At 38.8% G+C, this 14,227-nt stretch carries 11 protein-coding genes; 7 read left to right on the forward strand and 4 right to left on the reverse strand.

Translation table 11 applies throughout. The features are described from left to right. Positions 1 to 684: 684 nt before the first annotated feature. The 6 genes from G322_RS0101180 to G322_RS0101205 all read left to right on the forward strand — a co-directional run bounded on the left by G322_RS0101180 (position 685) and on the right by G322_RS0101205 (position 8,665). The gene (locus tag G322_RS0101180; RefSeq protein WP_022939981.1) at positions 685 to 1,794 is read left to right on the forward strand and encodes a glycosyltransferase; all 1,110 of its coding nucleotides are present in this window, start codon (positions 685 to 687) and stop codon (positions 1,792 to 1,794) included. Between the two features lie 8 nt (positions 1,795 to 1,802). Further along, positions 1,803 to 2,846 carry a polysaccharide deacetylase family protein gene (locus G322_RS0101185; protein WP_051143710.1) on the forward strand — a complete coding sequence of 348 codons (1,044 nt, stop codon included), beginning with the start codon at positions 1,803 to 1,805 and terminating at the stop codon, positions 2,844 to 2,846. A 67-nt stretch (positions 2,847 to 2,913) separates the two neighbouring features. After that, a complete protein-coding gene (locus G322_RS0101190) occupies positions 2,914 to 4,035 on the forward strand; it encodes a glycosyltransferase family 4 protein (protein ID WP_022939983.1) in 1,122 nt (373 codons plus the stop codon). 14 nt (positions 4,036 to 4,049) lie between these two features. After that, complete coding sequence (locus G322_RS0101195) at positions 4,050 to 5,204, forward strand: glycosyltransferase family 4 protein (protein WP_022939984.1); 1,155 nt, start codon at positions 4,050 to 4,052, stop codon at positions 5,202 to 5,204. After that, on the forward strand, positions 5,198 to 6,652 hold the full coding sequence (locus G322_RS19625; RefSeq protein ID WP_022939985.1) for an exosortase C-terminal domain/associated protein EpsI: 1,455 nt from the start codon (positions 5,198 to 5,200) through the stop codon (positions 6,650 to 6,652). Before G322_RS0101195 ends, G322_RS19625 begins: the two co-directional genes overlap by 7 nt. Positions 6,653 to 6,664: 12 nt before the next feature. Next, positions 6,665 to 8,665, forward strand: coding sequence for a heparinase II/III family protein (locus G322_RS0101205; RefSeq protein WP_022939986.1), 2,001 nt, complete (start codon positions 6,665 to 6,667; stop codon positions 8,663 to 8,665). A gap of 25 nt (positions 8,666 to 8,690) precedes the next feature. Here the strand turns inward: G322_RS0101205 and G322_RS0101210 are convergent, their stop codons facing one another. The 4 genes from G322_RS0101210 to hslR all read right to left on the reverse strand — a co-directional run bounded on the left by G322_RS0101210 (position 8,691) and on the right by hslR (position 13,072). Then, the gene (locus G322_RS0101210) at positions 8,691 to 9,794 is read right to left on the reverse strand and encodes a GNAT family N-acetyltransferase (protein ID WP_022939987.1); all 1,104 of its coding nucleotides are present in this window, start codon (positions 9,792 to 9,794) and stop codon (positions 8,691 to 8,693) included. A gap of 134 nt (positions 9,795 to 9,928) precedes the next feature. Further along, on the reverse strand, positions 9,929 to 11,539 hold the full coding sequence (pckA, locus tag G322_RS0101215) for a phosphoenolpyruvate carboxykinase (ATP) (protein ID WP_022939988.1): 1,611 nt from the start codon (positions 11,537 to 11,539) through the stop codon (positions 9,929 to 9,931). Positions 11,540 to 11,791: 252 nt separating this feature from the next. Next, the gene (gene hslO / locus G322_RS0101220) at positions 11,792 to 12,655 is read right to left on the reverse strand and encodes an Hsp33 family molecular chaperone HslO (protein WP_211217117.1); all 864 of its coding nucleotides are present in this window, start codon (positions 12,653 to 12,655) and stop codon (positions 11,792 to 11,794) included. Between the two features lie 12 nt (positions 12,656 to 12,667). After that, on the reverse strand, positions 12,668 to 13,072 hold the full coding sequence (gene hslR, locus G322_RS0101225) for a ribosome-associated heat shock protein Hsp15 (protein ID WP_022939990.1): 405 nt from the start codon (positions 13,070 to 13,072) through the stop codon (positions 12,668 to 12,670). Positions 13,073 to 13,256: 184 nt separating this feature from the next. On the opposite strand from hslR, the gene gspC reads away from it, so the two are divergent. Then, the gene (gene gspC / locus G322_RS0101230) at positions 13,257 to 14,168 is read left to right on the forward strand and encodes a type II secretion system protein GspC (protein WP_022939991.1); all 912 of its coding nucleotides are present in this window, start codon (positions 13,257 to 13,259) and stop codon (positions 14,166 to 14,168) included. The last annotated feature ends 59 nt before the right edge of the window (positions 14,169 to 14,227 follow it).

A 14,227-nucleotide genomic window follows, 5' to 3' on the forward strand; every position in this document is an offset into this window, starting at 1 on the left:
ATAAAATTTAATCAGTCGATAATAAAGTTTAACCACCCTGTAATATTGCTAGAGAATAGAGATTGATGGGATACAGTTCAGCACTGCCCTATAGGAAACCTTTTTATACCAAGGGCTATAATAAGCCGCCGGATTGATGAGGTAATAGGGGCGGAAATCCATCAGGGCTAGAGGCATCAGTGATACCTCATAAAAAAGCCGAATATATGGCTGCAATGCACTCTATTTCAACGATCAAAATTGTCTTGCAATCGGAGAGGGTCCATATATGGTATAAGGTTGTTGATAATGGACCTTTACACTCTTTTATTCAAAGTCGTGCATGGTGCTAAATTGCTAAGAACTTAAACTATATATAAAATAAAAATTAACAATTTTAGAGGGTATTGATATCATACTTAACGATTCGGCATAATTTTGCTCCGCTATTGGAGGTACATTTTATTTTGTATTTCTAAGGTGTACTATATTTTTACTTTTATGTTTATACCTTTTTATTGCGTGACTTGTATATTCTAGTAATGATTGCATAGCAATTACTTTTTATATTTAACAAATGTGACTTTGAGCCATGATAGTCGCTTGAGTCAAATTCGTCATTTACAATCAATTTTTAACTCAAATTAAAAGGATTTGGAATTGCAAAAGAAAAAGAACGTCGTTCATTATTGGGGAGGATCCCCAATGGTAGCAACATCAAAATGGATGAGCTATTTAAAGCTAATTGAGAGGTGTGCGGAGCAGGGGTGGAATAATTGGCTTATTTTATCTAAGCAACCAGAAGACCAGTCCCTTATTGAGCCATTCTTAAAAGTGGGTTGCAAAATTATTTATCAACCGCGATCGAAAGGGAATTTTGATCTGCAAAGTATTCACCGAAACTATAAATTATTACGATCGATTCAGTGTGATATTTTTCATTGTTATAATGATCATACTAGTCCGCTTATTGCAGCTAAGTTAGCAGGGGTACCCGTTAAGCTGTGGTCTAAGTTATCTATGTCCTCTTATTATGAGCTAAGTACACGCCCTTCAGGTTTGCAAAAGCTTATGCTCAGTTCGAGAATTACAGGCTGGTGTGTTGATCGTATCCTTGCGGTAAGCGACCTTGCTGGAAAAGAGGTTATTGAACAAGTTGGTTTTAAAGATAAAGTAACCACCGTCACAGTGCCTGTTTCTGTTGAACGTTTTGTCTCGATTAAACACTCGCAGGTGAGAAAAGAATTTAATTTAAAAAAGTCGGATGTTGTTATTGTAGCTGTTGGTCACTTTGTAGAAATTAAAGGCTGGGATATTGCTATCGATGCTTTTGCACTCGTTAATAAAAATGTTCCAGATGCAAAATTATTATTAGTGGGTAAGAAAACCTCAGAGCGTTTTTACCAAAAGGTAATTAAAAAAATTGATGAATACGGATTATCTAAGCATGTCATTATCTTAGGAGGGCGAAGTGACATCCCAGAAATACTTAAAGCAAGTGATCTTTTTATATTACCTTCGCTATCTGAAGGTACCCCCGCTGCGCTTGTTGAAGCGATGGCAGTTGGTATTCCTTGTATTGCGACTGCAACGGGTGGTATGCCTGAGGTGATCGAAAATGGGGTAAATGGTTTTCTCTTTCAGCGTGAAAATGCAGATGAGCTTGCGGAGAAAATTATTTATGTTGTGTCTCATCCTGAATTACGTATGAAAATTGTCGATGAGGGGCGGAAAGGCTTGCAGAGATACTCAATGAAAACTTATGTCGAGACGGTATTTAGCCATTATCAGAATTTATTAGATAGCTCTCAGTAGTGTTTGATATGAATTTTTTGACATTATTTAAAAGTAAGTTGCTATTGAAAAAGGCTTTTTTATGGATTTTATCAAAGTTCGGTGTGTTGGCGTTTTTACATTATAAAAATCGTCATAAAATTTGTGTGTTGATGTTGCACGGTGTAATGGAAAAACAGACAGCAAATACATGGAATCCACTACGATCACAGATTTCACCCAATGAACTCAAACGTACTTTGAAAATATTGTCTGGTTATTATCGCTTTATTAATATTGATCAAGCTGTTGATATATTAACAGGTCAGATGCCGTTAATTGATAATGCAATGCTCATTACCTTTGACGATGGCTATCGTAATAATATTGATTATGCCTTACCAATTTGTGAGCAGTTTGGCATTAAGCCCGTTTTATTTGTTGTCACTGGGCATATTGATTCTGGTTTGCCTTTTTGGTTTGATCGCTTCGATTACGCATTACAACAAAATATGGGGGAGTGGCTTTCGTTGCAATATGAGCATGAAACATACCTGTTTGATGCAACATCTCGCGGTGCGTTGCAGAAAAGCTACAAAGTTTTTAGAGATGACTGCAAAAGAAAATTTACTGATGATATTAAAATGAATCAACTCTTTAATGGGCTTTCTGAAATGCTTGAACAACAGTCAGGTAAAGCACTTTCTGATATCTGTGCAGATGATGATTGGTCTGCTATTGCCTCCTGGTCGCAGTTGCAAAAGGCCGTAACACAAGGGCGAATGGATGTTGCAAGTCATACTGTTGATCATTTTCGTTTGGGGAATTTATCGGCACCGCAAATGTTATCACAAATAAAACAATCAAAAATCCGTATAGAGGAAAAAATGGCAGTGAAATGTCAATATTTTTGTTATCCTAATGGCAATTACAATAAGTCTGCTATTAGTCTTTTAAAGAGCAATGGCTTTAAGGCTGCTTTCTCCACGGATGTTGGATTATGTCAATCAAAGGATGATTTAATGACTTTAAAACGTTTTAGCTTCCCTTTGGATAAATCAGAATCTGAATTGCTATATCTGCTAAACCGATAATGCATTCGATTGCAGAAGCTCCACCTATTTCATCAAATTTTAAATACTTATTAGGTTATAAATTATCATGTTAAATATCTGCTTAGTTGCACATTTCGCATACGATGCAATAAAGGGCGGTAATACTGGCTTTATCGGTGGTGTAGAAAGGCAAACCACTTTAATGGCGAAATGGCTAGCGGAAAAAGGGCATAAAGTTTCTTTATTGACTTGGGCGGATGGTAATAGCGAAGATGAAGTCATTGACGGTATTAATGTTATTAAAATTTGTAGGAAAGATGCTGGTATACCGGGTGTACGTTTCTTTTATCCCCGTTGGAGTGGCTTAATTAGTGCGATGAAGCGTGCTAATGCAGATGTGTATTATCAAAATTGTGGTGAGTACATTACTGGGCAAATTGCCATGTGGTGTAAATTAAACAATAAGCAGTTTTTATATTCATTAGCAAGTGATGCCGATGCGGATCCCGCTTTGCCTGTAATGACAAAGCTACGTGAAAGAGTTTTGTATCGTTACGGTTTACGCCATGCAGATCATATTTTGTCGCAAACAGAAAAGCAGGTTAATTTATTGGCATCTGGGTTTCAGCTAGCTTCAACAGTGATGCCAATGCCTTGCCCTGGTCCTACTGAAAATCAGTATCAGCCTTTAAAATATAAAAAGGATAAGCCAACAATATTGTGGGCCGCCAGAATCCACCCATGTAAACGATTAGAGTTGTTATTGGAAGTGGCAGAGTCACTTCCTGAATTTCAATTTGTGGTCGGTGGTAGCCCTTTAGAGGAGGATGATTACTCCGACGCGTTGTTTAACACGATGAAACGTTTAGACAATGTATCATATTTGGGTATGGTAGGACGTGATGATATGCCCGCTTTGTATCGTTCCAGTACGCTGTTTTGTTGCACTTCAGAATATGAGGGTTTTCCAAATACATTTTTAGAATCTTGGAGTAATGGATTGCCAATAGTATCTACATTTGATCCCGATGACTTGATTCAGAAAAAGCAATTAGGATTACCGGCCACAAGCAAAGATGAGCTTATTGCTGGCATTCGATCATTATGCAAAAATGAACAACAGTGGTCTGAATGCTCACATAATGCGCGATCGTATTATCAGAATAATCACTCTGTTGATGAAGTGATGACCCGTTTTGAAAAAGTATTTAAAGAATTATCTAACTAAAGCTAAGGATTAGCATGTCGACTACCAAACTCGCCTTCGTTACTCAGTTTCCTATCGATTCAAACCGACCCTTAGGTGGTGTTGAAGCGGTGAGTGTTAATTTAGTGCATTCATTATCAGCTTATTCAGATCTGAAAATTGATGTCGTTACCTTGTGTAGTAGCATCACTGAAGCGATGATTGAAACGTGGGGAAAAGTGAAAATTCATCGTTTGCCTAAACCTGTTGGTAGTGAGCTTGTGAATGCAATTGGTAAGAGTAAAAAGCTGATTGAAGCTTACATTCAACAACTACGGCCTGACCTTATTCATGCTCACGATACTTATGGCATTATGACTCAAGATATCGATGTACCGAAAGTATTTACCGTGCATGGTTTTATTTACGGTGATACCTTATTTTCAAGCGGTAAATGTAAATGGCTTCGTTCTAAAATTTGGGAAAAAATAGAGAAAGGCAGTTGGGCGAAGCAACCGAATATCATCTCAATTAGCCCTTATGTGCGTGAACGTGTTTCGCCTGTGTCTGATGCCATTATTTATGATATCGACAACCCTATCTCCGATGCGTTTTTTAACTTAACACGTGATGAGATAAAGGGGCGCATATTTACCTCTGCGGTCATTTGTCCTCGCAAAAATACCCTGCAATTGGTTAAAGCGGTAAAACTACTGGTTGATGAAAGTGTTAATGTTGAACTGCGCATTGCGGGTAGTGTTGGTGATGATCAATATATGCAAGAGATGCTGGCTTTTATTAAAGACAATAATCTTGATAAGCATGTCACTATTTTAGGGCGCATTACCACCACAGAGGTGATGCAAGAGCTAATTCACGCCTCTATTTACGCGTTAGCGTCCCTTGAAGAGAATTCACCCATGGGTATTGAGGAAGCGATGGCAGTAGGCATTCCTGTGGTTACTTCCAATCGCTGTGGCATGCCTTATATGGTCAAAAATGGTGAAACGGGCTATTTGGTTAACCCATTTGATGCTAAAGATATCGCTAACAAGTTGAAACGAATTTTAGATGATAGCGAATTAAAAAAATCGATGGCTAAAAAATCAACTGAGCTTGCTTTAGATCTTTACCACTCGGAGAGTGTCGCAAGACGTACCTATGCTGTTTATCAGGAGTTATTATTGGTCGCGGAGAGTTCGCCTTGTTAAAACGATTTGGCGCTGTGAATATCGCTTCTCTGCTAGGTTTATTAGTAATCTTATTAGTAAATACTTCAGTTTTAGTAACCATCTTCGATGAATGGAATAGCAACGGTCCTTATAGTCATGGTTTTTTGGGTTTTGCAGTCGTACTTTATGTATTGTGGTTAAAGCGCGATATTTTTAATGATGCACAGCATGCGCCCTCTTTTATCGCCTCCTTGTTATTAGTAATGAGCTGTTTAGGGTTGTTGATTAACCATTTAGCGAGTATTCAGCAACTGCAGCAGTTGATGTTGTTTGCGGTAATGGTATTTTATATCGCTAGCATTTATGGCTTTTCAATGCTTAAAAAACTGTTTTTTCCACTGACCATGCTGGCGCTTATTTTACCCGTTTGGAATGTTTTTCAAATGCCTTTGCGTGAGCTTTCTACCATCGCGGGGGATCTCGGTCCTCGTTTAGTGGGTATTGATGTATTGCGTGATGATTATCGCCTTTCAACCTACGGGGGGCTTTTTGATGTAGAGCCTGCCTGTTCAGGTTTAGGTTTCTTTCTGGTTTCCGCTCTGTTCGCGGTCTGTGTTAGCTTTTTTAATAACCTTGGAATAAAAAAAGGATTACAGTTTTTATTAATATGTCTCTGTTTTGCAATCTTTGCTAACTGGATGCGTATTATCATCATTATTGTGGTGGGTAGTTATACTCATATGCAGCACTTTATCGTGCAAGACCACTTAACCTTTGGCTGGGCTGTATTTGCTGTTTTCTTAATGCCTCTTATTTATATCTCTCGTTTCTATTTTGAGGATGAAGTGCAACGAGATAGTGCTGATGAAGCGTCAACTGTTACTGCTGTTAATAAAATTCAGCTATTAACGACTTACTCTATTTTGACTATTTTTACACTGGCATTATTTTGGATACCCTCACGGTTTGATGAAAACTATCAGTTTCAACTACCTGTTTTAGATGAGTACAACTTAGTGAGCGCAGACAAGCTATTCAGTCCAAATTGGTCGCCGCTCTCTCATGGTGTGAGTGCTGAGAGTTTTAACTTCTTCATCAAAGATGAGGTGGCTGTGCAGGTTTATTTAGCCAACTATATCAAGCAAAGCCAAGCGCATGAGATGATCTATGTAGAAAATAGCCTTTATGATAAAAAACATTGGTCAGTGACGGAGCAAGGTAAGTTGTGTCTTGAGAATAACCAAGTGAATCTATTAACGCTAAGTAGAGGGCAAGATCGCTCACGTTTGATTGTTTATTGGTATTTGGTCAACGGTAAGCATACCGAAAATAAGAAACGAGCAAAATTAGAAGAGGTTAAATCAGCCATTGTGGGTACACCGGGAGCGACATTGATTGCCTTTGCGATAGATTATCGTAAGCAGGGAGAGGCTATCGCACATCAGCAGATGCAAACCTTTACACAAACATTTTTTAATAATTTATAGATAGAGAGCTTCATGCAATCAATTACTTGGTATGTAAAACGCATTAAAATGATGTCAGTCAAAGAGATCATTTGGCGTGTCACTTCATTAACGGATGCTTATGTTGAGAAAGGGCGTGTGCAATTTAATCTTGTACCCAAGGTTAAATTCAAGCCTACTTATAACCCTGATGCTGATTTTGTGGGTGGTTTTGAGGTGTTTACCGGTGCAACCGAAGGTTTTCAAAAGCAATGGAAAATAGATTTAATAAAAAAATCTGAGATGATTCTTGAAAATAAATTAAGCTATTTTGATCTTAAAGAGCATGATTTAGGAACGCCTATTAATTGGCATAAAGACCATTCTGCAAACATCTTTTCAAGCTTGAATCATATTGTGGCAGTGAATTATCGCGATTTTGCAAATAATGGTGACTGTAAGTTAGTTTGGGAGCCAAACCGCCATCATCAGTTAGTGGTGTTGGGGCGTGCTTATAAAGTCACGGGTGAACTTAAATATGCGCAGGGTGTGGTTGCTCAATTAACCTCATGGTTAGATGCCAACCCTTACGGTTATGGTATGAACTGGCGTAGTCCGTTAGAGTTAGCTATTCGTTTAATTAGCTGGGTGTGGGCGATTGATTTAATCAAAGATTCAGGGCTTTTTAACGGTGATTTTAAAGCGCGTTTATTAGCTAGTGTTTATCTGCACTGTAGAGATGTAAGTGGAAAATATTCGCAAGGTACCTCTGCAAATAACCATTTAGTAGGGGAAGCTGCGGGTGTTTATATTGCGGCTTGTTATTTTGATATGTTAGCCGATGCACCACAGTGGCAGATTGATAGTAAAGTTGTTTTAGAGCGTGAAATTCAAGCGCAAACCTTTGCCGACGGCTGTACCAAAGAGCATGCATTTAGTTATCAGTTTTTTGTTTTCCAATTTTATCTGTTTACCGCATTAACGGGTAAATGGAGCAAAGATCAATTCTCAGATGAGTATTGGTCAACACTAAATACTATCAGTGCTTTTATTGCGAAGGTTGCTCAGGGCGGTGAATACTATCCCATGTTAGGTGATCAAGATGATGGTTATGTTTTAGATTTAGGCGATCATGTTCATAATATCAATGCAGTGTGTGATATATCTGGTTATCTCTACGACGATGAAATATTTTCTTCATCCTTTAAACAGCACAGTGAATCCACTTTTTGGTTATTTAATGGCAGAGCCAAACGTAAACAAGCGCCAATGACAGAAGTGAGGCCATTAAGCTCACTACAGTTTAAAGCGTCTGGTTATTTCCTGTTGCAAGCTGGCTCATTAGCTGAAAAAAACCAAGCAAGCATCCTGTTTGATTGTGCAGAGCTAGGTTATACCGCGATTGCTGCCCATGGACATGCTGATGTATTGAGTTTTGTTATGCGCATTAATAATAACGATCTGTTTGTGGATACTGGCACTTATGATTATTTCAGCCATCCTTTATGGCGTAACCATTTTAGAACCACTAAAGCACATAATGCACTAGAGGTTGATGGATTAGATCAATCGGTGATGACCGGCCCGTTTATGTGGGAATCACATGCACAGGCAAGTTGTACAGAGTGGTCGCCAAGCGATATTGGTGGACGTGTTGTTGCTGAGCATACGGGCTATTTACGTTTAAGCTCTCCAGTAAAACATCAGCGTGCGATTACCTTAAATAGCGAACAGAAAAACATTACTATCATTGATAGTGTAGAGACTGAAGGACAACATGATATTGCTTTATACTTGCATTTTTCTGAATTTTGTTCTGAGATTAAAATTGAAAATGGAGTTTGTCGACTGAAGCTGGGTGATGAGCAGATTAATATTAGTTTATCTGCTGAGTTGAGCGCTGAGATTATTACCGGGCAAGAGGGCGACGATAAAGAAACACCTGCACTGGGGTGGTTAAGCCGTGGTTATCATCAAAAAGTGGCTATCTCAACATTAGTACTTACAACACGTGTGACAGGTGATAGTGAGTTTAAAACAACAATCACTTGGTAAATACTTTAACGCCTGTAAGCAGGCGTTAAAGCTCCTTTAAATAGCGCCCTGTTGGCCAGATTGCTTTGAGTTTAAAAGGAGTGTTTTTAACTTTGTTAGAGAAGATAAAGAGGTTACAACCTTGCCTCTTTTCTGCTAACCAGCGACGTTTATGATCTGTATAAACACCTAAAAAATCATAAGCTTGAAGTTTCTCTTTAATGCAACGTTGAAAAGAAAAATAGCGTAAAACCTGTCCTGTTCCCGCAAGAAAATCAGGATTAAATCCCTCTTGAATTGCTAAAAATTGTTGTTTATAAACATAACCTATCTGCATCGCTTGTACTTCACCATCGACCTCTAAACGTAATAAACGTAACCAACCTTTTTTTAGTGCTACTTGTGCAAATTGTTGGTAAAAATCAGCCATTGCAGGGCGTCGTTCAAATGAGCCTTGCAAGCCTGCTTTTTGCCAGCGTTTATTATGTAGCGTAAATAAATGCTGTAATTCAGTGGCTAATGTTTCTGGCTGAGTGCTTGTGGTTACTTGCCATTCACCTTCTCGAGTAAGGTATTTTTGAGTCTGTTTTATATTGGTGCGTAGGCTTTTAGAAAGGTGAGGTAATATATCCTCTCCAAGTGAATTTAATGGGCTACTACTAAACTCGATAGTACGTTGATGAACATTGAGTTTGTTAATTTTTGCTAATGCCTCGATTAAACTTTTTCCGCCAGCGGTCCATTGCGCAATATTGGTTAGCCAGATAAAATCCCAGTGTTTTTTATTATCTAATAAAACCTGCCAACAGTGTGTTTTTAGCTTTTCACTGTTGCTATTATTAACAATAAAATTACTGTATTCAGATCCAATACCTTGGTCGCCGGCAAAGCGTAGTGCTTTGTATTTTATGCTGTTTACGAGTTGGTAGGTTTGTTCATAAAAGGGGGCGATAGCAACAATATGATCGTTCTCTTTTAAGATTATAATATAGGGTGTAATAGGGTTGGCAACGCTGTTTCGCCAGCAATTTATCCACTGCCAGGTTAAAAAAAGGTTGTCAGCATCAGACTGGGTAAGTAACTCATCCCATCTATCTTCTAATGCTTCAAACTCTGCCCATGTTGTTAATATTTTACTTTTTAAACGCATCTTTGCACCTTATATCAATCGATACAATGATACTTCGATTATCTTTAAAAGTAATTTTATTTTGCTAAAAAGGGAAGGGAGAACAACGCTTATCATTAAGAGATAAGCGTTGTTGATTTTTACTCAGCGAGATTTTAACTCAGTTTAGGGCCCGCGCTAACTAACTCTTTTCCTTGCTCTTTATCAGTGTATTTTTCAAAATTAGTGATAAAAAGTTGTGCAAGATGTTGTGCTTTTTTATCCCACTCTGCTTTATTCTCGTAGGTATCACGCGGATCAAGAATATTGCTATCAACATTCGGTAAAGCGAGAGGGACTGCAAGATCAAACAGTGGGATCTGCTTGGTTTGTGCTTTCTCAATTGAGCCATCTAAAATCGCATCAATAATGCCCCGAGTATCGGCAATTGAGATACGTTTACCGGATCCATTCCAACCTGTATTAACCAGATAAGCTTCTGCGCCACAGGCTTCCATGCGTTTTACTAATTGCTCTGCATATTGTGTTGGATGCAAACTTAAAAATGCAGCACCAAAACAAGCGGAAAAAGTCGGTGTAGGCTCAGTAATACCAAGCTCCGTCCCTGCTAGTTTTGCGGTGAAACCAGACAGGAAGTGGTATTGTGTTTGTGCTTTCGTCAGTTTGGCAACGGGAGGTAAGACCCCAAAGGCATCGGCAGTTAGAAAGATAACTTTTTGTGCATGACCTCCTTTCGAGATAGGTTTTACAATATTATCAATATGGTTAATCGGGTAGGAAACACGTGCATTTTCTGTTTTGCTCGCGTCGTCGTAATCGACAACACCATCACTATTAATTACCACGTTTTCAAGCAGTGCATCACGGCGAATTGCACCATAAATATCAGGTTCGGCTTCGGCGCTTAAACGAATGGTTTTTGCGTAACAGCCACCCTCAAAATTAAACACCCCATCATCGTCCCAGCCATGTTCATCGTCACCAATCAGAGCGCGTTTTGAATCGGTAGACAGGGTGGTTTTTCCTGTCCCTGAAAGACCGAAGAAGATGGCGGTATCTCCCGCTTCTCCGATATTGGCAGAGCAGTGCATAGAAGCCATACCATTAAGCGGCAATAGGTAGTTCATCACGGAGAACAGCCCTTTTTTCATCTCGCCACCGTACCAAGTCCCACCAATGACTTGTACTTTTTCGGTAAGGTTAAAGGCGACAAAATTTTCAGAATTTAGCCCTTGTGCTTGCCAGTTGGGGTTAGTGGTTTTTGAACCATTCATGACCACAAAATCAGGTTCAAAATCGATGAGTTCTGTTTCTGTTGGGCGAATAAACATATTTTTAACAAAATGTGCTTGCCATGCCACTTCCATAATAAAGCGTACTTTTAGGCGTGAGCTTTCATTGGCGCCACAATAAGCATCGATAACAAAGAGGCGTTTATTGGACAGTTGTTTGCTAACAATGTTTTTTAGATCCGACCAAATGCTTTGATCTATCGCTTTGTTATCATTTTTACCTTGGTCGCTCCACCAAATGGTATCGCGAGTCGTTTCGTCTTTAACAATATATTTATCTTTCGGAGAGCGGCCAGTGAAGATGCCTGTGTCAACAGCTACCGTACCGTTGGATGTAATAATTCCTTTTTCAAACCCTGTTAAATTAGTCGCCATCTCCTCTTCGAACAGTGTTTCATAACTCGGGTTGTACACAATCTCAGAAACAGCTGTAATGCCATATTTGCTTAATTTATTAGGTGCTAATGCAGTCATAATCAGTTCCTCTTAAGTGATTGAAATATCAATCTTGAGAGTAGGGGATTATCGGTGAAAAGGGTGAGATCTAGCTCATAAAATTGATTAAAAAATCGTCGTTAATGTTAATTAATTGTAGCGAGCTTATTGTGGTGGCTTTTGTTTGAAAAGTATCACCACGAAGTCGTTACATTAAAAAAAGAATAAAAGTTTATTCTTTTTTTTCTTGGTAACTTTGTGGTTAATCAGCTTTTAAGTGGGTTGTTATTTTTAGTGTTGTTGGTTGTGAGTATCACCTAATAAGATCTGTAGATCGTTTACTTCAAAACGATAATCACTGGCGCAATATTCACAATGCATCTCAATGGCGCCACGTTCATTTAAAATGCCTAAAATCTCTTCGGGTGTGATAGAAGCAAGTGATGATAAGCAGCGATCTTTTGAGCATGAGCATTTAAATGCAATGGCCTGCTTTTCAAAAAGACGCACCGTTTCTTGATGGTATAAACGATGCAGCAGTTCTTCTTGTGTTAACTCGTATAGTTCATCCGCTTTTACGGTATGTGCTAATGCGCAAACGTGCTGAAAATCATTTTCATGGTTGTCACCAGTTGAAGGTAATGTTTGAATTAAAAGACCTGCCGCTTGTGCTTTACCTTCGCTGTCTGCATGTAAAATAACACGCGTAGGCAGTTGTTCTGATTGATCAAAATAATTTTCTAAACAGGCGCTTAATGAGTCTTTACTGAGGTCAACAATACCTTGGTAACGTTCACCATCATCCGGGCTGATGGTGATCATCATATGTCCATTACCCACTAACTGTGAGAAAGACAGCCCTGCTGTTTCGCCCTTTACACGCGCTGTACCACGTACCTGTAAATTTTGATCGGCATTAATTACCACCATTTTTAGTGGTCCGTCACCCTGTAGCTGTACCGCTATTTTTCCTTCAAATTTAAGCATGGCGGTTAACAGTGTAGTAGCAACTAAAAGCTCACCCATTAGGTTCGCTACTTCTAGCGGGTAATCATGGTTTTTGATGATCTCGTTAAAGCTGTTATCGGCATTGGCAATTTCACCACGAATGTCAAAATCATCAAAAAGGAAACGTTGTAGTTGATCGGTCATTATTTTTATCTCTGTTTAGTCAAAGTTAGCGTTATTACGTTGGGCTTTCGCTTGTATTAGCTCTCTGCGCTGTTTTTTATTGGGTTTTTTATCTGGATGAGGGGCATTTTGTAGACTTAATTTGCGCAATATTGAATATTCTTCGCGTTTTTTAATGCTCAGGGCTGTTTCTTGGTAGAGGGTAACAGCAATAGGAGCACCACGACGTTGATCTGATAACTGTTCGATAGTGACCTGTTTCGCAATATCACCTAGGCGAATGGTGAGTAACGCACCTAATTCAATCATTTTACTCGCTTTAGCGCGCTGACCATTATAGTGGACTTTACCACCATTAATCATGTCACGAGCGATGCTACGTGTTTTATAAAAACGTGCTGCCCAGAGCCATTTATCTAAGCGAATTTTTTTATCAGACATTACTTTATCCTATCCTGTAAACTAGCAGTATAACAAAGAAGAATTTACCGCTAGTTAATTTTTCACCACTTGCTATAAAAAAATAATCAATTTTCCAATAAAATGTAACGTCTCGAGGTGATTACCCTCTATAATCCACATAATTCGTGTCATTTACTTGTTGCATTGTCACCCCTAGGGTAGCATGCTGAATCATTATATTTGTATGAAAACAGGGTTTTTATCGGTGTCATTAGCTTCTCTTTTACAAAAATCTCCCATGATTGTATTAGCAATCGTCGCTACTTTGTTCGCGTATCAATTAGCATTGTTAACATGGTTTTTTGTCCCAACAGAAAAACCTGCACTGCTGTGGCAACCAGTAACAACGAATAAAACGCAAAATAGTAGTAAAATTAATACTCACCAACTGCAAAATCAGCACCTGTTTGGAGAAAAAGCGCGACAGGTTAAACCGGTTGTTAATGAAACCAGTATTACCAATGCACCTAAAACCCGCTTGAATTTAAAATTGGTGGGCGTGGTCGCCAGTACGGAGCCAGAATATTCAAGTGCTATCATTGATCAAAAAGGGCGTCAATCGAGTTATTTTATCAACTCTAAGATTGATGGTACCAGCGCAGTGATTACAAAAATTTATCAAGATCGTATTATCTTACAAGTGAATGGTTCACATCAAACCTTGATGTTAGACGGTGTTGAGACATTAGATAAGCAACATCAGCGTCAAGAGACAAAAGCAAAAAGTACACAACAAAGAAAGACAGCGATGAAAAGTTCAGAGGTAAGAACGGTAAAATTAGACCGTCAAGCGCTCTTGAGAAACCCCGGTAAATTAACTGACTATATTCGTATTTCTCCTGTGCGCCAAAATGGTAAGGTGAAAGGGTATCGTGTGAAACCGGGTAGAGATAGAACGCTGTTTGACCAAGCAGGGCTGAAAAGTGGAGATTTAGCGGTGGAATTAAATGGTATTGATTTAACGGATACGCAACAAGCGTTTACATTGATGAAAGAGTTTCCAACCATGACTGACATGACCTTAACCGTTGAACGAGCTGGGCAGTTACATGAGTTGTATTTTAGTATCCCGTAGTAGGGGTCATTCTTAAACAGTAATTTTAGACATTAAGTAATAGATAGTCGGAGTGGTAT

This window comes from Psychromonas hadalis ATCC BAA-638 (genome assembly GCF_000420245.1).
GTDB lineage: Bacteria > Pseudomonadota > Gammaproteobacteria > Enterobacterales > Psychromonadaceae > Psychromonas > Psychromonas hadalis.